This is a genomic window from Enterobacter sp. E14S, from assembly GCF_055666685.1.
The window spans coordinates 1,022,684-1,043,806 of the sequence record NZ_JBVODQ010000001.1 but is presented as its reverse complement, the minus strand read 5'-3'; the positions used below and the strand labels follow the sequence as shown (position 1 = coordinate 1,043,806).

The 21,123-nt window shown below is 56.8% G+C and carries 20 protein-coding genes; 13 read left to right on the top strand and 7 right to left on the bottom strand.

Going from position 1 to position 21,123, the window contains the following annotated elements:
• Nucleotides 1-35: 35 nt before the first annotated feature.
• Nucleotides 36-854: a DUF72 domain-containing protein gene (locus ACZ6J2_RS04980; RefSeq protein ID WP_047061095.1), complete on the bottom strand. Its 819-nt coding sequence runs from the start codon at nt 852-854 to the stop codon at nt 36-38.
• Nucleotides 851-1,417, bottom strand: coding sequence for a hydrolase (locus ACZ6J2_RS04975; RefSeq protein ID WP_471724997.1), 567 nt, complete (start codon nt 1,415-1,417; stop codon nt 851-853). The genes ACZ6J2_RS04980 and ACZ6J2_RS04975 overlap by 4 nt, the downstream gene beginning before the upstream one ends.
• A gap of 263 nt (nt 1,418-1,680) precedes the next feature.
• On the opposite strand from ACZ6J2_RS04975, the gene aspS reads away from it, so the two are divergent.
• From aspS to ruvB, 6 genes are all read left to right on the top strand, one after another.
• Nucleotides 1,681-3,453: an aspartate--tRNA ligase gene (gene aspS / locus ACZ6J2_RS04970; RefSeq protein ID WP_023312238.1), complete on the top strand. Its 1,773-nt coding sequence runs from the start codon at nt 1,681-1,683 to the stop codon at nt 3,451-3,453.
• Between the two features lies 1 nt (nt 3,454).
• The gene (nudB, locus tag ACZ6J2_RS04965) at nt 3,455-3,898 is read left to right on the top strand and encodes a dihydroneopterin triphosphate diphosphatase (protein WP_032658557.1); all 444 of its coding nucleotides are present in this window, start codon (nt 3,455-3,457) and stop codon (nt 3,896-3,898) included.
• 27 nt (nt 3,899-3,925) lie between these two features.
• Complete coding sequence (locus ACZ6J2_RS04960; RefSeq protein WP_008500447.1) at nt 3,926-4,666, top strand: YebC/PmpR family DNA-binding transcriptional regulator; 741 nt, start codon at nt 3,926-3,928, stop codon at nt 4,664-4,666.
• A gap of 34 nt (nt 4,667-4,700) precedes the next feature.
• Entirely contained in the window at nt 4,701-5,222 is a 522-nt protein-coding gene (ruvC, locus tag ACZ6J2_RS04955; protein WP_003859749.1) for a crossover junction endodeoxyribonuclease RuvC, read from the top strand.
• Nucleotides 5,223-5,302: 80 nt separating this feature from the next.
• Nucleotides 5,303-5,917, top strand: a complete 615-nt coding sequence (gene ruvA, locus ACZ6J2_RS04950) for a Holliday junction branch migration protein RuvA (protein ID WP_348561377.1) — start codon at nt 5,303-5,305, stop codon at nt 5,915-5,917.
• An 8-nt stretch (nt 5,918-5,925) separates the two neighbouring features.
• Nucleotides 5,926-6,936: a Holliday junction branch migration DNA helicase RuvB gene (gene ruvB, locus ACZ6J2_RS04945; protein WP_471724995.1), complete on the top strand. Its 1,011-nt coding sequence runs from the start codon at nt 5,926-5,928 to the stop codon at nt 6,934-6,936.
• Nucleotides 6,937-6,993: 57 nt separating this feature from the next.
• Here ruvB and znuB read toward each other — a convergent pair whose 3' ends face one another.
• A complete protein-coding gene (gene znuB, locus ACZ6J2_RS04940; protein WP_029741768.1) occupies nt 6,994-7,779 on the bottom strand; it encodes a zinc ABC transporter permease subunit ZnuB in 786 nt (261 codons plus the stop codon).
• On the bottom strand, nt 7,776-8,531 hold the full coding sequence (znuC, locus tag ACZ6J2_RS04935) for a zinc ABC transporter ATP-binding protein ZnuC (protein ID WP_023312233.1): 756 nt from the start codon (nt 8,529-8,531) through the stop codon (nt 7,776-7,778). The genes znuB and znuC overlap by 4 nt, the downstream gene beginning before the upstream one ends.
• 77 nt (nt 8,532-8,608) lie before the next feature.
• Here znuC and znuA point away from each other — a divergent pair, with 77 nt between their 5' ends.
• The 3 genes from znuA to lpxM all read left to right on the top strand — a co-directional run bounded on the left by znuA (nt 8,609) and on the right by lpxM (nt 11,981).
• Nucleotides 8,609-9,553 (top strand): zinc ABC transporter substrate-binding protein ZnuA, encoded by a 945-nt coding sequence (znuA, locus tag ACZ6J2_RS04930; protein ID WP_063439346.1) that lies wholly within the window; start codon nt 8,609-8,611, stop codon nt 9,551-9,553.
• A gap of 15 nt (nt 9,554-9,568) precedes the next feature.
• Nucleotides 9,569-10,888: a murein DD-endopeptidase MepM gene (gene mepM, locus ACZ6J2_RS04925; RefSeq protein ID WP_024909694.1), complete on the top strand. Its 1,320-nt coding sequence runs from the start codon at nt 9,569-9,571 to the stop codon at nt 10,886-10,888.
• Nucleotides 10,889-11,009: 121 nt separating this feature from the next.
• Nucleotides 11,010-11,981: a lauroyl-Kdo(2)-lipid IV(A) myristoyltransferase gene (lpxM, locus tag ACZ6J2_RS04920; RefSeq protein ID WP_033145849.1), complete on the top strand. Its 972-nt coding sequence runs from the start codon at nt 11,010-11,012 to the stop codon at nt 11,979-11,981.
• Nucleotides 11,982-12,026: 45 nt separating this feature from the next.
• Here lpxM and pyk read toward each other — a convergent pair whose 3' ends face one another.
• On the bottom strand, nt 12,027-13,469 hold the full coding sequence (gene pyk / locus ACZ6J2_RS04915; RefSeq protein WP_008500455.1) for a pyruvate kinase: 1,443 nt from the start codon (nt 13,467-13,469) through the stop codon (nt 12,027-12,029).
• A 140-nt stretch (nt 13,470-13,609) separates the two neighbouring features.
• A complete protein-coding gene (locus ACZ6J2_RS04910; RefSeq protein ID WP_023312229.1) occupies nt 13,610-14,479 on the bottom strand; it encodes a MurR/RpiR family transcriptional regulator in 870 nt (289 codons plus the stop codon).
• Nucleotides 14,480-14,835: 356 nt separating this feature from the next.
• Here ACZ6J2_RS04910 and zwf point away from each other — a divergent pair, with 356 nt between their 5' ends.
• From zwf to kdgA, 3 genes are all read left to right on the top strand, one after another.
• Nucleotides 14,836-16,311 (top strand): glucose-6-phosphate dehydrogenase, encoded by a 1,476-nt coding sequence (zwf, locus tag ACZ6J2_RS04905; protein WP_023312228.1) that lies wholly within the window; start codon nt 14,836-14,838, stop codon nt 16,309-16,311.
• A 232-nt stretch (nt 16,312-16,543) separates the two neighbouring features.
• Nucleotides 16,544-18,355 carry a phosphogluconate dehydratase gene (gene edd, locus ACZ6J2_RS04900; protein WP_221702165.1) on the top strand — a complete coding sequence of 604 codons (1,812 nt, stop codon included), beginning with the start codon at nt 16,544-16,546 and terminating at the stop codon, nt 18,353-18,355.
• A 39-nt stretch (nt 18,356-18,394) separates the two neighbouring features.
• On the top strand, nt 18,395-19,036 hold the full coding sequence (gene kdgA, locus ACZ6J2_RS04895) for a bifunctional 4-hydroxy-2-oxoglutarate aldolase/2-dehydro-3-deoxy-phosphogluconate aldolase (protein ID WP_014884307.1): 642 nt from the start codon (nt 18,395-18,397) through the stop codon (nt 19,034-19,036).
• A 41-nt stretch (nt 19,037-19,077) separates the two neighbouring features.
• On the opposite strand, the gene purT is transcribed toward kdgA, so the two are convergent.
• Nucleotides 19,078-20,256, bottom strand: coding sequence for a formate-dependent phosphoribosylglycinamide formyltransferase (gene purT / locus ACZ6J2_RS04890; protein ID WP_471724993.1), 1,179 nt, complete (start codon nt 20,254-20,256; stop codon nt 19,078-19,080).
• A gap of 170 nt (nt 20,257-20,426) precedes the next feature.
• On the opposite strand from purT, the gene ACZ6J2_RS04885 reads away from it, so the two are divergent.
• Nucleotides 20,427-21,074 (top strand): tellurite resistance TerB family protein, encoded by a 648-nt coding sequence (locus tag ACZ6J2_RS04885; protein WP_024909700.1) that lies wholly within the window; start codon nt 20,427-20,429, stop codon nt 21,072-21,074.
• Nucleotides 21,075-21,123: the final 49 nt, after the last annotated feature.

The window sequence follows — 21,123 nt, the reverse complement described above, 5'->3', positions numbered from 1 at the left end:
TGGCAGATGGCACTTCACTATGATAGGGGGTGATATCAGAAAAGAGAAGATTGTTGTGGGATGGAAGGGGCGCTGCCCACGGACGGCACCGCAGCCTGCAAGGCCTGCCACAGAGCATCGACCAGTTCGGGCGCCTGGGCGATATCCGGCGTATGTAAAAAGAGATACGGCGTGGTGGTGTGTTCCCACTTCGCTAACGTTTGCAGCCAGACGGCGAACATCGCCTGATTTTGCTGCATGTTATCGCTGCCGATAAACCTGACCATTGGATTATGCGCGGTCACGATGGCGTGGACCGGCACTTTCGGTTTTTTACGCTGAGCTTCAACGATGGCTTCGCTATGGGGGACAGCGCTGTGCACCGGCCGGCTATCGAGGATCACCCGGTTAACGGAACGCTCAAGCAGGCCGCGATTGAGCGCTTTTTCTGCTTCGCCCTTCGCAAAAAATTCAGGATGCCTGACTTCAACGCCGTAGGTGAATTCACGGGGCAGGGCATCCAGGAACTGCCAGAGCGCAGGTAAATCGCGCGGGCCAAACGTGGCGGGTAGCTGGATCCAGTACTGACCAATGCGGTTCGCCAGCGGCGACATGCGCGTAAAAAACTCTTCGGTCAAATCACCGCAGTTGCGCAGCGCGGCCTGGTGGGAAATGGTGGCCGGAAACTTAAAGCAGAAGCGGAAGTCGTCGGTCGTTTGTTCCCGCCAGCGCGTAACAATCTCGGCTTTGGGGAGCGCATACAGGGTGGTGTTACCCTCGACACAGTTGAAGTGCCGGGCATATTCCTCAAGGCTGGTGATGCCAAGGCGCACCCATTTCGGGTGCGACCACTGGGGCAGGCCCACGTACATCATAGCGCGCTGACAATCTCATCCGTGCTGCGCACGCGGGCAATGCGCGGGAAGATATGGGTCATGCTGCCCTGGTGCTGTTCCGCGGAGGCCGCGCTGCAGGCATCTTCGGCGATCACCAGGTTAAAGCCCAGCTCCCACGCGTTGCGGGCGGTAGACTCCACGCCGATGTTGGTGGAAATGCCGCACAGGATGATGGTGTCGATGCCGCGACGGCGGAGCTGCAGTTCGAGATCGGTACCGTAAAATGCGCCCCACTGGCGTTTGGTTACTTCAATATCGCTGTCGCGTTTGCCAAGTGAGGCCGGGTACGTCCACCAGTTTTCAGGCAGGGCGCGTGCAGGAACCTGGGCATCAACGGGCTGTTTTAACGCTTCGGCGTAATCCGCGGACCAGCCGACGCGCACCATGACAACAGGCGCACCGCTGGCACGACATGTTTCCGCCAGGCGAGCTGCGCGGCTGACCACATCATCCGCGGTATACGGGCCACCGGCGAAGGGCAGAATGCCTTCCTGTAAATCAATCACAACAAGTGCGGTTTTACTGGCATCTAGTGTTAACATCGTTACTCCCGTTAAATGAATCACTTCCAGACACCATACGATGTGATGGCCTGTTCCTGGTCGGATAATTTTGTTAATTTTTGTGAGAATGCGCAATAAGAGTGCAGCAAACGACCGCCTGGCCGTGGTTCGCTCTTATCGTCCGGCGGAATTTCCAGTATAATAGCCGCCTTTTTTCATCCAGTTGTGACATACAGAAAGCTGCGACATAGTAGCCTGCATACCAGGCGACATTTAGCCTGCGGCTAATTAAGGGATATCTCATGCGTACAGAATATTGCGGGCAGCTGCGTCAGTCCCACGTCGGACAGCAGGTAACCCTGTGTGGTTGGGTCAATCGTCGTCGTGATCTTGGTAGCCTTATCTTCATCGATATGCGCGACCGCGAAGGTATCGTCCAGGTGTTCTTCGACCCTGATCGCGCAGATGCGTTGAAGCTGGCCTCTGAGCTGCGTAATGAGTTCTGCATTCAGGTTACCGGCACCGTGCGTGCGCGTGACGAGAAAAACGTCAACGCCGACATGGCGACGGGCGCCATCGAAGTGCTGGCGTCCGATCTGGTGATCATCAACCGTGCAGAAGCGCTGCCACTGGACTCCAACCACGTCAACACTGAAGAAGCGCGTCTGAAATACCGCTACCTGGATCTGCGTCGTCCGGAAATGGCTCAGCGCCTGAAAACCCGTGCGAAAATCACCAGCCTGGTGCGTCGCTTTATGGATGACCACGGTTTCCTCGACATCGAAACCCCGATGCTGACCAAAGCCACGCCGGAAGGCGCGCGCGATTACCTGGTCCCATCCCGCGTTCATAAAGGCAAATTCTACGCGCTGCCGCAGTCTCCACAGCTGTTCAAACAGCTGCTGATGATGTCCGGCTTCGATCGCTACTATCAAATCGTTAAGTGCTTCCGCGACGAAGACCTGCGCGCTGACCGCCAGCCAGAATTTACCCAGATCGATGTGGAAACCTCCTTCATGACTGCCGAGCAGGTGCGTGAAGTGATGGAAGCCCTGGTGCGTAGCCTGTGGAACGACGTGAAAGGCGTTGAACTGGGCGATTTCCCTATCATGACCTTCGCTGAAGCCGAGCGTCGTTACGGCTCTGACAAACCAGACCTGCGTAACCCGATGGAGCTGGTGGACGTAGCAGACCTGGTGAAAGGCGTTGAGTTTGCCGTCTTCGCTGGCCCGGCTAACGATCCTAAAGGCCGTGTAGCGGCCCTGCGTGTACCGGGCGGTGCTGCCCTGAGCCGCAAGCAGATCGACGACTACGGCAACTTCATCAAGATCTACGGCGCGAAAGGTCTGGCCTATATTAAAGTGACCGAGCGTGCGAAAGGTCTGGAAGGCATCACCAGCCCGGTAGCGAAATTCCTGAACGCGGACATCGTGGAAGCGATCCTTGAGCGCACCGGCGCGCAGGACGGCGACATGATCTTCTTCGGCGCAGACAACAAGAAAGTCGTGGCGGATGCGATGGGCGCGCTGCGTCTGAAGCTCGGCAAAGACCTGAGCCTGACCGATGAAAACAAATGGGCACCGCTGTGGGTTATCGATTTCCCAATGTTTGAAGACGACGGTGAAGGCGGCCTGACCGCAATGCACCACCCGTTTACCTCGCCAAAAGACATGACGGCGGCAGAGCTGAAAGCGGCACCGGAAGATGCGGTCGCGAACGCTTATGACATGGTTATCAACGGCTACGAAGTGGGCGGCGGTTCCGTGCGTATTCACAGCGGCGAAATGCAGCAGACCGTGTTCGGCATTCTGGGCATCAACGAGCAGGAGCAGCGCGAGAAGTTTGGCTTCCTGCTGGACGCTCTGAAATACGGTACGCCGCCGCACGCGGGTCTGGCCTTCGGTCTTGACCGTCTGACCATGCTGCTGACCGGCACCGATAACATTCGTGATGTTATTGCCTTCCCGAAAACCACTGCCGCAGCGTGTCTGATGACCGAAGCGCCAAGCTTTGCCAACCCGGCCTCTCTGGCCGAGCTGGGCATTGAAGTGGTGAAGAAGGAAGAGAAAAACTGATATGGCATATAAGCTTCCCGTTTCGGTCCTGGTGGTCATTTATGCAGAAGACACGAAGCGGGTGCTGATGTTGCAGCGGCGCGATGACCCTGATTTCTGGCAGTCGGTAACCGGCAGTCTGGAAGAGGGGGAAACCGCGTTGCAGGCCGCCGCGCGCGAAGTAAAGGAAGAGGTCACCATTGACGTTGCCCGCGAGCAACTGACCCTGAAGGACTGCCAGCGCACGGTGGAGTTTGAAATTTTTAGCCATTTACGTCATCGCTACGCGCCGGGTACCGAGCGCAATACGGAGTCGTGGTTCTGTCTCGCGCTCCCCCATGAACGGGAGATCGTGTTTACCGAACACCTGACCTACCGCTGGGTGAATGCGGCGGATGCCGCCGCACTGACCAAGTCGTGGAGCAACCGGCAGGCGATTGAAGAATTTGTAATTAACGCAGCCTGAGAAGGCGCGATTTTTGGAGAACTTTTTATGGCAGGTCATAGTAAGTGGGCCAACACCAAACACCGCAAAGCGGCACAGGATGCCAAGCGCGGTAAGATCTTTACCAAAATCATTCGCGAGCTGGTGACAGCAGCGCGTCTGGGCGGCGGCGACCCGGCTTCTAACCCGCGTCTGCGCGCGGCGGTGGATAAAGCGCTGTCTAACAACATGACGCGTGACACCCTGAACCGTGCAATCGCACGTGGCGTGGGCGGTGACGAAGACGCGAACATGGAAACCATCATTTATGAAGGTTACGGCCCTGGCGGTACTGCGGTGATGGTTGAGTGTCTGTCCGACAACCGTAACCGTACCGTTGCGGAAGTGCGCCACGCGTTCACCAAAACCGGTGGCAACCTGGGCACTGACGGTTCCGTTGCTTACCTGTTCAGCAAAAAAGGCGTCATCTCCTTCGAGAAAGGCGACGAAGATGCGATCATGGAAGCGGCGCTCGAAGCCGGTGCGGAAGACGTGGTAACCTTCGATGACGGTGCTATCGACGTTTATACCGCGTGGGAAGAGATGGGTGCCGTGCGCGATGCGCTGGAAGCGGCTGGCCTGAAGGCGGACAACGCTGAAGTCTCTATGATCCCGTCCACTAAAGCGGACATGGATGCGGAAACGGCACCGAAACTGCTGCGTCTGATCGACATGCTCGAAGACTGCGACGACGTGCAGGAAGTGTACCACAACGGTGAAATCTCTGATGAGGTTGCTGCGACTCTCTGATGAGAGCGTTTAAACCCGTTACAGGAGACGCGTGATGTCGATTATTCTCGGGATTGACCCAGGCTCACGCGTCACCGGTTATGGCGTTATCCGTCAGGTGGGGCGCCAGTTAACCTACCTGGGCAGCGGCTGTATTCGCACCAAAGTGGACGATCTTCCTTCGCGCCTGAAGCTCATTTATGCGGGCGTGTCGGAGATCATCACCCAGTTTCAGCCGGACTATTTCGCCATCGAGCAGGTCTTTATGGCGAAAAACGCCGATTCGGCGCTAAAGCTCGGTCAGGCGCGCGGTGTTGCCATCGTCGCTGCCGTGAACCAGGATTTGCCGGTATTCGAATATGCGGCGCGTCAGGTCAAGCAGACGGTGGTGGGCATTGGGAGCGCGGAGAAAAGCCAGGTGCAGCATATGGTGCGTACCCTGCTGAAGCTTCCCGCGAACCCGCAGGCCGACGCCGCGGATGCGCTGGCGATTGCGATTACCCACTGTCACGTCAGCCAGAACGCGATGCAAATGAGCGAGTCGCGGCTCAATCTGGCGCGAGGCAGGTTACGATAATCAGAAATCAGGCTGGATAAACATCCAGCCTTTTTTTATTATGTCGGCAGTTAATTTCTCCCAGAACGCAGGAGCGTCACGTGATAGGCAGACTCAGAGGCATCATCATTGAAAAACAACCCCCGTTAGTGCTGCTGGAAGTGGGTGGCGTGGGCTATGAAGTCCATATGCCGATGACCTGCTTCTACGAGCTGCCGGACGCGGGCAAAGAGGCGATAGTCTTTACCCAGTTTGTGGTGCGTGAAGATGCCCAGCTGCTGTACGGCTTCAATAACAAGCAGGAACGGACCCTGTTCCGCGAGCTGATTAAAACCAACGGCGTCGGTCCGAAGCTGGCGCTGGCGATTTTGTCCGGCATGTCGGCACCACAGTTTGTGAATGCCGTCGAGCGCGAAGATCCTGCGGCGCTGATTAAGCTCCCGGGCATTGGTAAGAAAACCGCCGAGCGCCTGATTGTCGAGATGAAAGACCGCTTTAAAGGTCTGCATGGCGATCTGTTCACTCCGGCAGCTGATTTGGTACTGACCTCTCCTGGCGGCCCTGCGACGGATGATGACGCCGAGCAGGAAGCGGTTGCCGCGCTGGTGGCGCTGGGCTATAAACCTCAGGAGGCCAGCCGAATGGTGAGCAAAATTGCCAGACCGGACGCCAGCAGTGAAACCCTGATTCGTGAAGCGCTGCGCGCTGCATTGTGAGGTAAAGGATGATTGAAGCAGACCGCCTGGTGTCGGCAGGCACTATGCAGGCAGATGACGTGGTGGATCGCGCGATTCGTCCAAAACTGCTTGATGAGTATATCGGCCAGCCGCAGGTTCGTTCCCAGATGGAGATTTTTATCCAGGCGGCAAAGCTGCGCGGCGATGCGCTCGATCACCTGCTGATTTTTGGCCCTCCCGGTTTAGGCAAAACCACGCTGGCGAATATCGTTGCCAATGAGATGGGCGTCAACCTGCGCACCACCTCCGGCCCGGTGCTGGAGAAGGCGGGCGATCTCGCGGCGATGCTGACCAACCTCGAACCGCATGACGTGCTGTTTATCGATGAGATCCACCGCCTGTCCCCGGTGGTGGAGGAAGTGCTCTATCCGGCGATGGAAGATTACCAGCTGGATATCATGATCGGTGAAGGCCCGGCCGCGCGCTCTATAAAAATCGATCTGCCGCCGTTTACGCTGATTGGCGCCACCACCCGCGCCGGCTCGTTGACCTCTCCGCTGCGCGACCGTTTCGGCATCGTTCAGCGTCTTGAGTTTTACCAGGTCGCGGACCTCCAGCACATCGTTGGCCGTAGCGCCCGCTATATGGGGCTCGAAATGAGCGAAGAGGGCGCGTTTGAAGTGGCGAAGCGTTCCCGCGGTACGCCGCGTATCGCCAACCGCCTGCTGCGCCGCGTGCGTGACTTTGCCGAGGTGAAGCACGATGGCTCGATTTCCGCCGAGATCGCTGCCCAGGCGCTGGATATGCTGAACGTCGATGCCGAAGGCTTTGACTATATGGACCGTAAATTGCTGCTGGCGGTGCTGGATAAGTTCTTTGGCGGCCCGGTCGGGCTGGATAACCTGGCTGCGGCTATTGGGGAAGAGCGTGAGACGATTGAAGATGTGCTGGAGCCGTATCTGATCCAGCAGGGCTTTCTGCAGCGCACCCCGCGTGGACGTATGGCAACGGTGCGGGCGTGGAATCATTTCGGCATTACGCCACCGGCAATGCCGTAATGTTTTGTTCCCTCTCCCTGAGGGAGAGGGCCGGTGAGGGCTTCTGCGCCCTCCATGTTAATTCGCGGTCTTTTTCATCATACTGAAAATAAACAGCACCGCCGCACTCAGCACCACTGACGGCCCCGCAGGCGTGTCATAGAACGCCGAGAACGTTAACCCACCCGTTACCGCAATCATCCCGATAATCACGGCTACGCCGGCCATCTGCTCCGGCGTACGGGCAAAACGACGCGCCGTGGCGGCAGGGATGATCAGCAGCGACGTAATAATCAGCGCGCCGACAAACTTCATTGCGACACCAATCGTTAACGCCGTCACCAGCATCAGCAGAAGTTTCACGCGCTGCAGCTTCACGCCGTCGACAAATGCCAGATCCGGACTGACGGTCATGGCAAGTAAATTCCGCCACTGCCAGAGCAGAATAGCGAGCACCACCACCACGCCAACGGCGATAGCGATGAGATCTTCCGGCGTCACAGCCAGCAGGTCGCCGAAGAGGTAGGCCATCAGATCCACGCGGATGTTCGACATCAGGCTGACCACCACCAGGCCCAGAGACAGGGCACTGTGCGCCATAATGCCAAGCAGCGTATCAATGGCGAGGTGAGGGCGCTTTTCCAGCCAGACCAGACCGGCGGCCAGCAGCAGCGTGACCACAATCACCGCATAGAAGGGGTTTACATCCAGCAGCAGACCAAAGGCAACGCCCAGCAGAGACGCGTGCGCCAGGGTATCGCCAAAATAGGACATTCTGCGCCAGACAACAAACGAGCCGAGTGGGCCCGCGGCGCAGGCAAGCATAATCCCGGCCAGCCAGCCGGGCAGTAACAGTTCAATCATGAGTGTCCATTTCCCCGACGCAGTACGATTCGTCCCTGTAAATCATGGCGATGATTATGATGATGACGGTAAATGCCCAACTGTTCAGCGCCGCGGGGGCCGAACATAGAGATAAACTCCGGGTGCATTGACACCACTTCAGGCGTACCGGAGCAGCAGATATGGTGGTTAAGACACAGCACTTCGTCGGTTTTTGCCATCACCAGATGCAGGTCGTGAGACACCATCAGCACGGCGCAATCAAGCTCCCGACGTAGCTGGTCGATCAAATCATAAAGCGCAACCTGACCATTCACATCCACACCCTGAGTTGGCTCATCCAGTACCAGCAGCTGCGGGCTGCTCAGCAGCGCGCGGGCAAGTAAAACACGCTGAGTTTCACCGCCGGACAGTTTTTGCAGCGGCGCATCGACAAGATGGCCCGCCTGCACGCGTTTCAGCGCCGGGAGAATATCGGCTTTACGGGTGCCGGGGCGCAGACGCAGGAAACGGCTGACCGTCAGCGGCAGCGTAGCGTCGAGATGAAGTTTTTGCGGCACATAGCCAATACGCAATTTTTCCTCGCGCTTAATCACGCCTTCATCGGGTGCGACCAGACCCAGCACCACGCGCACCAGGGTGGATTTGCCTGCGCCATTGGGGCCGAGCAGCGTCAGAATTTTGCCGGGCTTCAGATCGAGCGACACGTCAGAGAGGACGCGGCGCTGCCCGAATGAGACCGAAATATTTTCAAGAGAAACCAATGTCGTCATGTCATTTTAAGCTTGAAGAAGTCAACGAATGTTATAATATCACATTCCACGCATTCACTACGATGATTAGTCGCATTATGTTACATAAAAATACGCTTCTTTTCGCAGCATTATCCGCTGCCCTTTGGGGTACAACCGCACAAGATGTTAACGCTGCGGTTGTCGCTTCGCTTAAACCACTCGGTTTCATCGCGTCCGCCATTGCAGACGGGGTAACGGAAACCCAGGTTCTGCTCCCTGATGGTGCATCCGAGCATGACTATTCCCTGCGCCCGTCAGATGTAAAACGCTTACAAAACGCGGACTTAGTTGTCTGGATTGGTCCTGAAATGGAAGCGTTCATGCAGAAGTCAGCAAAACAGGTTGCTGGCGAAAAACAGGTCGCGATTGCCGAACTCGCCGGCGTGAAACCGTTGCTCATGAAAGGGGCGGATGACGACGGCGACGAACATGACCATCATGCCGCAGACGGCGAAAAAGGTGATGGAGATCACCATCACGGCGAGTACAACATGCATCTTTGGTTATCCCCAGAGATAGCGCGGCTTTCAGCGGTTGCAATCCACGACAAATTAGTGGAACTTATGCCGCAAAGTCGAGCCAAACTAGACGCCAACCTGAAGGATTTTGAGGCACAATTAGCCGCAACCGATAAGCAGGTTGGTAATGAGCTCGCACCGTTGAAAGGTAAAGGGTATTTCGTTTTTCATGACGCCTACGGCTATTACGAAAAACACTACGGTTTGACCCCACTGGGCCACTTCACCGTCAACCCTGAAATTCAGCCTGGTGCGCAGCGTTTACATGAAATCAGAACACAGTTGGTTGAGCAAAAAGCGACATGCGTTTTTGCTGAGCCACAGTTCAGGCCAGCGGTCGTAGAAGCCGTGGCCAGGGGAACATCCGTGCGCATGGGAACCCTTGACCCGCTAGGTACGAATATCCAGTTGAGCAAAGCGAGCTATTCGCAGTTTCTCAGCCAACTGGCGAACCAGTATGCGAGCTGCCTGAAAGGAGATTAACGAGGAAGTGAATACGTGCAACAGATAGCCCGCTCTGTCGCCCTGGCATTTAACAATCTGCCACGACCCCACCGCGTTATGCTGGGGTCGCTTACAGTTCTCACCTTAGCGGTCGCCGTCTGGCGGCCCTATGTTTACCACCCGAGTTCTGCCCCTATCATTAAAACCATTGAGCTTGAAAAGAGCGAAATCCGTTCTTTGCTGCCTGAAGCCAGTGAGCCTATCGACCAGGCGGCTCAGGAAGATGAAGCTATCCCGCAGGATGAGCTGGACGATAAAACCGAGAACGAGGCGGGTATCCACGAATATGTTGTCTCTACCGGGGATACGCTGAGCAGCGTGCTGAACCAGTACGGCATCGACATGGGCAATATCAGCCAGCTGGCGGCTGCGGATAAAGATCTTCGCAACCTGAAAATCGGACAACAGCTCTCCTGGACATTAACGGCGGACGGCGATCTCCAGCGTCTGACCTGGGAAATGTCCCGCCGCGAAACCCGCACCTACGATCGCACTGCAAACGGTTTCAAAATGACCAGCGAAATGCAGAAGGGCGACTGGGTTAACAGCGTTCTGAAAGGCACCGTGGGCGCGAGCTTTGTCTCCAGCGCGCGCGATGCAGGCCTGACCAGCGCTGAAATCAGCTCGGTGATCAAAGCCATGCAGTGGCAGATGGATTTCCGCAAGCTGAAGAAGGGCGATGAGTTCTCCGTCCTGATGTCCCGCGAAATGCTGGACGGCAAGCGCGAGCAAAGCCAGCTGCTGGGCGTACGTCTGCGCTCCGAAGGCAAAGATTACTACGCGATTCGTGCCGAAGACGGTAAGTTCTATGACCGCAGCGGTACGGGCCTTGCAAAAGGTTTCCTGCGCTTCCCGACGGCAAAACAGTTCCGCGTCTCCTCTAACTTTAACCCGCGTCGTCTGAACCCGGTAACCGGGCGCGTCGCGCCGCACCGTGGCGTTGACTTTGCCATGCCGCAGGGCACGCCGGTACTGGCGGTTGGAGATGGTGAAGTGGTGGTGGCCAAGCGTAGCGGTGCCGCCGGATATTATGTCGCGGTACGTCATGGCCGCACTTATACGACCCGCTATATGCACCTGCGTAAGCTGCTGGTCAAACCGGGCCAGAAGGTGAAGCGTGGTGACCGTATCGCGATCTCCGGCAATACCGGACGCTCTACCGGCCCGCACCTGCACTATGAAGTGTGGATCAACCAGCAGGCCGTGAACCCGCTGACGGCGAAACTGCCGCGCACCGAAGGCCTGACAGGTAAAGATCGTACTGATTATCTGGCGCAGGTGAAAGAGGTGATGCCGCAGCTGAGCTTAAACTAAGCCCTCTGTTTTTGTTAAAAAAGCCGGCGCACACTGACGCCGGCTTTTTCTTTTGTGCGTGGACGACTGCCTCGCTACACTATCTGAATAAAATTTTGCGTCATCAGACCCTGGATCCAGCATGGAAACCAAAAAAAACAATATTGAATACATTCCTGAGTTTGAAAAATCCTTCCGCCATCCGCGCAACTGGGGCGCCTGGCTTGGTGTTTACACTTTTGCGGGGATGGCGATGCTGCCTGCCTCTGTACGCGATCCAGTTCTCGGTAAAATTGGCCGTCTGGCCGGGCGTTTAGGTAAGAGCGCCCGCCGTCGCGCGCAGATCAACCTTTACTACTGTTTTCCTGAGAAAAGCGACGCCGAGCGCGAGGCAATCATTGATGAGATGTATACCACCGCGCCGCAGGCAATGGCGATGATGGCGGAACTGGCGCTGAAAGGGCCGGATAAAATCGTCGATCGCGTTGACTGGAAAGGGCTGGACATCATCGAGGAGATGCGCCGCAACGACGAGAAAGTCATTTTCCTCGTCCCCCACGGCTGGGGCGTTGATATTCCGGCGATGCTCATGGCGTCTCAGGGCCAGAAAATGGCGGCGATGTTCCATAACCAGGGAAATAAAATCTACGATTTTGTCTGGAATACGGTGCGTCGTCGTTTTGGCGGACGTTTGCATGCGCGTAACGATGGCATTAAGCCCTTCATTCAGTCGGTGCGTCAGGGGTACTGGGGCTATTATCTGCCGGATCAGGACCACGGCCCCGAGCACAGCGAGTTTGTCGATTTCTTTGCGACCTATAAAGCGACGCTCCCCGCGATTGGTCGCCTGATGAAAGTCTGTCGTGCCCGCGTGATCCCGCTGTTCCCGGTCTATGACGGCAAAACGCATCGTCTGAGCATTGAGGTCCGTCCGCCTATGGACGATCTGCTGACCGCTGACGACCACACCATCGCGCGTCGAATGAACGAAGAGGTGGAAATCCTGGTGGGGCCGCATGCCGAACAGTACACGTGGATATTGAAGCTGCTTAAAACGCGGAAACCGGGTGAAACAGAGCCCTATAAACGCAAAGAGCTTTATCCGAGGAAATAAAAAAAGCCCTCTCCAGATGGAGAGGGCTTTTTAACACAGACGTTATTACTCGACGGTCATAACGCGCGTGGTGTTGGTTGAGCCGATGGTGCTCATCACGTCGCCCTGGGTCACAATGACGATATCACCGGACACCAGATAGCCTTTGTCACGCAGCAGGTTTACGGCATCGTGCGCCGCAGCTACGCCGTCATTGGTGCTGTCGAAGTGAACCGGCGTCACGCCGCGGTACAGCGCCGTCAGGTTCAGGGTACGTTCGTGACGGGACATAGCGAAGATCGGCAGACCAGAGCTGATACGAGAGGTCATCAGCGCGGTGCGGCCAGATTCGGTCATGGTGATGATCGCGGTAACGCCCTTCAGATGGTTTGCCGCGTACATCGCAGACATCGCAATCGCTTCTTCCACGTTGTCAAACTGCACGTCCAGACGGTGTTTAGAGACGTTGATGCTTGGGATCTTTTCAGCGCCCAGGCAGACGCGCGCCATGGCGGCCACGGTTTCTGCCGGATACTGGCCTGCAGCGGTTTCCGCAGAGAGCATCACCGCATCGGTACCGTCCAGCACGGCGTTAGCCACGTCCATGACTTCTGCACGGGTTGGCATTGGGTTGGTGATCATCGATTCCATCATCTGAGTGGCGGTGATCACCGCGCGGTTCAGCTGACGTGCGCGACGAATCAGCGCTTTCTGGATCCCTACCAGCTCAGGGTCGCCAATTTCTACGCCCAGGTCACCACGCGCAACCATTACCACGTCGGACGCGAGGATCACATCGTCCATGGCATCCTGATCGCAAACGGCTTCCGCGCGTTCAACTTTCGCGACGATTTTAGCATCGCAGCCTGCATCACGTGCCAGACGACGCGCATAGTTCAGATCTTCACCGCAGCGCGGGAAGGAGACCGCCAGGTAGTCAACGCCGATCAGCGCAGCCGTCACGATGTCCGCTTTGTCTTTATCGGTAAGCGCTTCTGCAGAGAGGCCGCCGCCCAGTTTGTTGATGCCTTTATTGTTGGAGAGCGGGCCGCCGACGGTGACTTCGGTGAACACTTTCATGCCCTGAACTTCCAGCACCTTCAGCTGTACGCGACCGTCGTCGAGCAGCAGGATATCGCCCGGCACCACGTCAGCCGGCAGGCCTTTATAGTCGATACCGACTTTCTCTTTATCGCCTTCGCCTTTGCCCAGGTTGGCATCAAGCAGGAATTTGTCGCCGATATTGAGGAAAACCTTACCCTCTTTAAAGGTCGATACACGAATTTTTGGACCCTGCAAATCGCCGAGGATAGCAACGTGGCGGCCCAGTTTGGCTGCGATTTCACGCACTTTATCGGCACGTAATTTATGGTCTTCTGGCGTACCGTGAGAGAAGTTCATACGCACCACGTTGGCGCCGGCGGCGATAATTTTCTCAAGATTATTATCGCGATCGGTGGCCGGGCCTAAGGTGGTTACGATCTTGGTTCTGCGAAGCCTTCTGGACATGTAATACTCCGTTGACTGAAACAACTTTGGTGTTGCGTGAACATTGAATCGGCCTTCATCTGCTGCAAGGCAGCGGAGAGTGGACCGAATGCCGTAAATCGTTACATCGTAATTATTGGTTACGTCTTCGTTATCAACTATCAGGGAACATCGCTCTTTATAAGCAATTCTTTATCAAAACGCGATTCCTTCAGCGCTTCCTTGACCCGCTTCAAGTTATCCCGGAATTTTGCGCCCCGGCGCAAGGTAAAACCGGTTGCCAGCACGTCAATCACGGTGAGCTGCGCCAGTCGGGAAACCATCGGCATATAAATGTCGGTGTCTTCCGGTACGTCGAGGGTGATCGCCAGCGTCGCTTCACGCGCCAGCGGCGTGCCTGCCGTGGTGAGGGCAATCACCATGGCATCGTTTTCACGGGCCAGCTGCGCCAGCTCTACCTGACTCTTGGTGCGCCCGGTGTGCGAAATCAGTACCACGACGTCATCTTCACTGCAATTCATACAGCTCATGCGTTGCAGCACAATGTCATCGGAATAAATAACCGGGACGTTAAAGCGGAAAAATTTATTCATGGCGTCATGCGCCACGGCTGCCGATGACCCGAGACCAAAGAACGCAATCCGCTTGGCCTGGGTGAGTAAATCCACCGCGCGATTCACGGAACTCATGTCCAGCGACTGGCGGACGTGGTCAAGCGAAGCCATAGCCGATTCAAATATTTTCGCGGTATAGGCATCAACGCTGTCGTCTTCATCCACATTACGATTAACATATGGGGTGCCGTTAGCCAGACTTTGTGCCAGATGCAGTTTAAAATCAGGAAAGCCGCGCGTTTCGAGGCTGCGGCAAAAGCGATTTACCGTCGGTTCGCTAACACCCGCTTCCTGTGCCAGAGCGGCGATGCTTGAATGAATCGCCTGAGCGGGGGAGGCGAGAATGACCTCGGCCACTTTTCGCTCGGATTTGCTAAGGTGTTCCAGTTGAAACTGGATTTTTTCCAGCATGTTCATGTTAACAGGACGCTCATGGGTGTAAACGATTTCATAAATTGATGAAATCGTGATTCGATTTAGCCGATATTACCCTTGTGGCTTCCATTAAGGGTAACAATCGACAAGATAATGTTGTTGTTTTTTTTCATTACTTGATCGGTGTCGGGTTTTGCTGTGACCCCGTTGCGCAAAGAAACGACGGTTGTTGCGTCATTGCGCCGTCGTAATCCTCCAAAGGGGGAAAAATCGCGTTATCGCACGCGACGATAAGCGCTAATGGTTTCGGGAATGACGTAAAAGCAGTACAGTGCATTGTAATAAAATTACAACGATACCTGGCAGAAGTACCAGGTGATCCAACTGAGGAGAATGACATGGCGGTAACGCAAACAGCCCAGGCATGTGACCTGGTCATTTTCGGCGCGAAAGGCGATCTTGCACGCCGAAAATTGCTGCCTTCCCTGTATCAACTGGAGAAAGCGGGCCAAATTCATCCGGATACCCGTATCCTGGGTGTCGGGCGCGCCGACTGGGATAAGGACGCTTATACCAAAGTCGTCCGCGAGGCGCTCGAAACTTTCATGAAGGAAAAAATTGATGAAAGTTTGTGGGATACCCTGAGTGGACGCCTCGATTTCTGCAACCTGGACGTTAATGACGTCAGCGCGTTTACCCGCTTAGGCGCGATGCTGGATCAGAAAAACCGTGTCACCATTAACTATTTCGCCATGCCGCCAAGCACCTTCGGCGCCATCTGCAAAGGTCTGGGCGAAGCCAAACTGAACGCCAAACCGGCGCGCGTCGTGATGGAGAAGCCGCTGGGTACGTCGCTGGCAACCTCGCGTGAAATCAACGACCAGGTGGGCGAGTTCTTTGAAGAGTGCCAGGTCTACCGTATCGACCACTACCTCGGTAAAGAGACGGTACTGAACCTGCTGGCGCTGCGTTTCGCTAACTCCCTGTTTGTGAATAACTGGGACAACCGCACTATCGACCACGTGGAAATCACCGTGGCGGAAGAGGTGGGGATTGAAGGTCGCTGGGGCTACTTTGACCAGGCCGGTCAGATGCGCGACATGATCCAGAACCACCTGCTGCAAATTCTGTGCATGATTGCCATGTCTCCACCATCTGACCTGACGGCTGACAGCATCCGTGACGCAAAAGTGAAAGTGCTGAAGTCACTGCGCCGCATCGATCGCTCCAACGTGCGTGAGAAGACCGTCCGCGGCCAGTACACCGCCGGGTTTGCGCAAGGCAAAAAAGTGCCGGGCTACCTGGAAGAAGAGGGCGCGAACAAGTCCAGCAACACCGAGACGTTCGTGGCGATCCGCGTGGATATCGACGACTGGCGCTGGGCGGGCGTTCCGTTCTACCTGCGCACCGGTAAACGTCTGCCGGCCAAATGTTCCGAAGTGGTGGTTTACTTCAAAAACCCGGAACTGAACCTGTTCAAAGAGTCCTGGCAGGAACTGCCGCAGAACAAACTGACCATTCGACTGCAGCCGGACGAAGGGGTGGATATCCAGATCCTCAACAAAGTGCCGGGGCTGGATCATAAACACAACCTGCAGACCACCAAGCTGGATCTGAGCTACTCCGAAACCTTTAACCAGACGCACCTGGCCGATGCTTACGAGCGTCTGCTGCTGGAAACCATGCGCGGTATCCAGGCGCTGTTCGTGCGCCGCGATGAAGTGGAAGAGGCGTGGAAATGGGTCGACTCCATCACCGAAGCCTGGGCGGCCGATCAGGATGCGCCAAAACCGTATCAGGCGGGTACATGGGGACCTGTCGCGTCGGTGGCGATGATCACCCGCGATGGCCGCTCCTGGAACGAGTTTGAGTAAGATAATACTCTAGCTCGAAAGTGTTATTTTACCGGTAACATGATCTAACACAGCTAGTGGCACAATTTTCAACTTTTAAGCTCCGCGTGGATTCACCCGCGGAGCTTTTTTTATTACACTGCCGGAAGTGATTTTGCCCCTGAGCTCCGGACAGCAAGCGTTTCAGCGTTGTTAACAACTGCCAGCGACTTTGTAAACTCCCGAGCCGGACAGATAATTTAGAGGAGATTTTATGAATCCGACATTGTTACGCGTAACACAGCGCATTATCGAGCGCTCGAAAGAGACCCGTTCGGCCTACCTCGCCCGGATTGAACAGGCAAAGAGCAGCACCGTCCACCGATCTCAGCTGGCCTGCGGGAACCTGGCGCACGGCTTCGCCGCCTGCCAGCCTGATGATAAAGCGTCGCTGAAAAGCATGTTGCGTAACAATATCGCCATCATTACCTCCTATAACGATATGCTTTCCGCCCACCAGCCGTATGAGGTCTATCCCACTATCATCCGCAACGCGCTGCACAGCGTAAATGCGGTGGGCCAGGTGGCGGGCGGTGTACCAGCCATGTGCGACGGCGTAACGCAGGGGCAGGACGGCATGGAGCTGTCCCTGCTGAGCCGCGAAGTGATTGCGATGTCTGCCGCGGTGGGCCTGTCACACAACATGTTTGATGGCGCGCTGTACCTCGGCGTGTGCGACAAGATCGTCCCGGGCCTGGTGATGGCGGCGCTGTCGTTTGGGCATCTGCCTGCGATCTTCGTCCCGTCCGGCCCAATGGCGAGCGGTCTGCCGAACAAAGAAAAAGTGCGTATCCGCCAGCTGTACGCGGAAGGGAAAGCAGACCGTCAGGCGCTGCTGGAAGCGGAAGCCGCGTCCTATCATGCGCCGGGCACCTGTACGTTCTACGGTACGGCTAACACTAACCAGATGGTCGTGGAATTTATGGGAATGCAGCTTCCGGGCTCGTCCTTTATCCAGCCGGATGCGCCGCTGCGCAAGGCGCTGACCGAGGCCGCGGCCCGTCAGGTCACGCGTCTGACCGGCAACGGCAACGAATGGATGCCGATGGGCAAAATGGTCGACGAAAAAGTCATCGTCAACGGGATTGTCGCGCTACTGGCAACCGGGGGGTCAACCAACCACACCATGCACCTGGTGGCCATGGCGCGTGCGGCGGGCATTCTGATTAACTGGGATGACTTCTCCGAGATCTCTTCCGTGGTGCCGCTGATGGCGCGCCTGTACCCGAACGGTCCGGCGGATATTAACCACTTCCAGGCTGCGGGCGGCGTACCGCTGCTGATGCGCGAGCTGCTGAAAGGCGGACTGCTGCATGAAGACGTGAATACCGTGGCGGGCTTTGGCCTTCAGCGCTACACCCAGGAGCCGTGGCTGAACAACGGCGAGCTGGACTGGCGTGAAGGGGCGAGCGCGTCCCTTGATGCGCAGGTGATTGCCACGATCGACAAACCGTTCTCTCCTCATGGCGGCACCAAAGTGCTGAGCGGCAACCTCGGTCGTGCGGTAATGAAGACCTCTGCCGTACCGGAAGAGAACCAGGTTATCGAAGCGCCGGCGGTGGTATTTGAAAGCCAGCACGACGTGTTACCCGCCTTTGACGCCGGTCTGCTCGATAAAGACTGCGTGGTGGTGGTGCGTCACCAGGGGCCTAAAGCCAACGGGATGCCAGAATTACATAAACTTATGCCACCACTTGGTGTATTATTGGACCGCCGTTTCAAAATTGCGCTAGTCACCGATGGACGCCTCTCCGGGGCATCCGGTAAAGTGCCTTCAGCCATCCACGTGACGCCGGAAGCCTACGACGGCGGTCTGCTGGCGAAAGTACGCGACGGTGACATGATCCGCGTGAACGGCCAGACGGGCGAGTTAATCCTGCTGGTGGATGAAGCCGAGCTGGCGGCACGTCAGCCCCATATTCCTGACCTGAGCGCATCGCGCGTGGGGACCGGACGCGAAATGTTCAGCGCGCTGCGTGAGAAACTCTCCGGTGCGGAGCAGGGCGCAACCTGTATTACGTTTTAAGACGACTTGATTTTAACGATCTGGCGAGAGAAAACTCTGATGAAAAACTGGAAAACAAGTGCAGAAGCAATCCTGACCACTGGCCCTGTCGTGCCGGTTATCGTGGTAAACAAGCTGGAGCACGCTGTACCGATGGCGAAAGCGCTGGTTGCGGGTGGCGTTCGCGTTCTGGAAGTGACCCTGCGCACCGCCTGTGCGATGGATGCTATCCGCGCTATCGCCAAAGAAGTGCCGGACGCCATCATCGGTGCGGGTACCGTTCTCAACGCGCAGCAGCTGGCAGAAGTGACCGAAGCGGGTGCGCAGTTCGCCATCAGCCCTGGCCTGACCGAGCCGCTGCTGAAAGCCGCCACCGAAGGTACCATTCCGCTGATCCCTGGCATCAGCACCGTCTCTGAACTGATGCTGGGCATGGACTACGGTCTGAAAGAGTTCAAATTCTTCCCGGCTGAAGCGAACGGCGGCACCAAAGCGCTGCAGGCGATTGCGGGTCCCTTCTCTCAGGTACGCTTCTGCCCGACGGGCGGTATCTCTCCTGCCAACTACCGTGACTACCTGGCGCTGAAAAGCGTGCTGTGCATCGGTGGTTCATGGCTGGTTCCGGCAGATGCGCTGGAAGCGGGCGACTGGGATCGCATTACCAAACTGGCTCGCGAAGCGGTTGAAGGCGCGAAGCAGTAAGTTAATCGCAGCATGAAAAACGGGCCTTCTGGCCCGTTTTTTTATCCCTCTACCTTGACGTTCGCAGCGGCCGCTTTCGCTTTTGCCACAGCGTCGTCAACGTTATCCCCGGTGGCTAATGCCACGCCAAGACGGCGGGTTCCGTCGATCTCCGGCTTGCCGAACAGACGTACCTGCAATCCTGCGCCCACCGCCCCGTCGACGTTATCAAACGTGACGTTCTGGCTGGTTAACTGCGGCAGGATCACCGCCGAGGCGGCAGGGCCATACTGACGTACACCGCCGACGGGCAGGCCGAGGAACGCGCGCACGTGCAGGGCGAATTCGGAGAGATCCTGCGAAATCAGCGTGACCATGCCGGTGTCATGCGGGCGAGGTGAGACTTCGCTGAAAATCACCTCATCACCGCACACAAACAGCTCCACGCCGAACAGGCCATAGCCGCCCAGCGCCAGGACGGTTTTACGGGCGATCTCCTGAGCACGCTCCAGCGCCAGGGCGCTCATCTGCTGCGGCTGCCAGGATTCGCGGTAATCGCCATCTTCCTGACGGTGGCCAATCGGGTCGCAGAAATGGACGCCGTCAACGGCGCTGACGGTCAGCAGGGTGATTTCGAAATCAAACTTCACGACGCCTTCGACGATCACGCGACCGGCTCCGGCACGACCGCCCTGCTGGGCATAATCCCACGCGTTATCCAGGGTGCCGCTGTCGCGAATAAAGCTTTGCCCTTTTCCGGAGGAGCTCATCACCGGCTTAACGATGCACGGGTAGCCAATTTCCTCGACGGCCTGCAGAAACGCGGCCTTATCGCCAGCAAAACGGTAGCTCGAGGTGGGCAATCCCAGCTCTTCCGCCGCCAGGCGACGAATGCCTTCGCGGTTCATGGTCAGCTTTGCGGCTTTCGCACAGGGCACCACGCGCTGGCCTTCCTGCTCGAGGGCGATCAGCGTATCGGTGGCAATGGCTTCAATTTCCGGCACGACAAAATCGGGTTTCTCGCGCGTAATCAATTCGCGAAGGGCTTCGCCATCCAGCATGTTAATCACATAAGAACGATGGGCGACGTGCATGGCGGGTGCGTCGGCGTAACGGTCTACGGCAATGACTTCCACACCTAAACGCTGGCATTCAATGGCGACCTCTTTCCCCAGCTCGCCCGATCCCAACAGCATCACTCGCGTCGCCGCAGGTCGCAGCGCAGTTCCTAAACGAATCATAACAATCCCCCTGAAAAAGTTGCGCGCAGTATAAACGAAAACGTTTGCGTCTGTCTTGTGCAGGGCTAAACGAGGGGGCAGAAATTTGCGCATCTTTAGCCCGACCAGACATTTCCTGACGCCCGCTCGCTTACGCTGTGAAACATGTTCACCGTTAAGTGAGGGAAACCATGTCTGGCTGGTTAAATCAACTGCAATCCCTGTTAGGGCAGAAAACATCGTCTGGCGAACGGGACCTCAGCAAACTGCTGGTACCCGGGGCGCTCGGCGGGCTGGCAGGCCTGCTGGTCGCGAATAAATCCTCACGCAAGCTGCTGGCAAAGTATGGTACAGGCGCGCTGCTGGCCGGCGGCGGCGCCATCGCGGGCACCGTGCTGTGGAATAAATATAAGGACAGGGTACGGACCGCGCACAGCGATGAACCGCATTACGGCGAGCACACCTCGCCGCTGGATCTGCGTACCGAACGGCTCATTCTTGCGCTGGTTTTTGCCGCGAAAAGCGACGGGCATATTGACGATAAAGAACGATCGGCCATCGAGCAGCAGCTGCGCGAAGCCGGTGTAGAAGAGAAGGGAAGAGCGCTGGTGGCGCAGGCGATAGAACAGCCGCTTGAGCCGCAGCGTCTTGCGCAGAGTGTGAAAAATGAGGAAGAGGCGCTGGAGCTCTATTTCCTCAGCTGCGCCGCCATCGATATCGATCATTTTATGGAGCGCAGCTACCTTAACGCTCTGGGCGATGCGCTAAAGATCCCTCAGGACGTGCGCGAGGGTATTGAGCGGGATATCCGGGAGCAAAAACAGGCGTTACAGGGTTAACCGTCGCCGTCGCGACGCTGTTTCGCTTGCATCATGCGTGGGTTTTGCC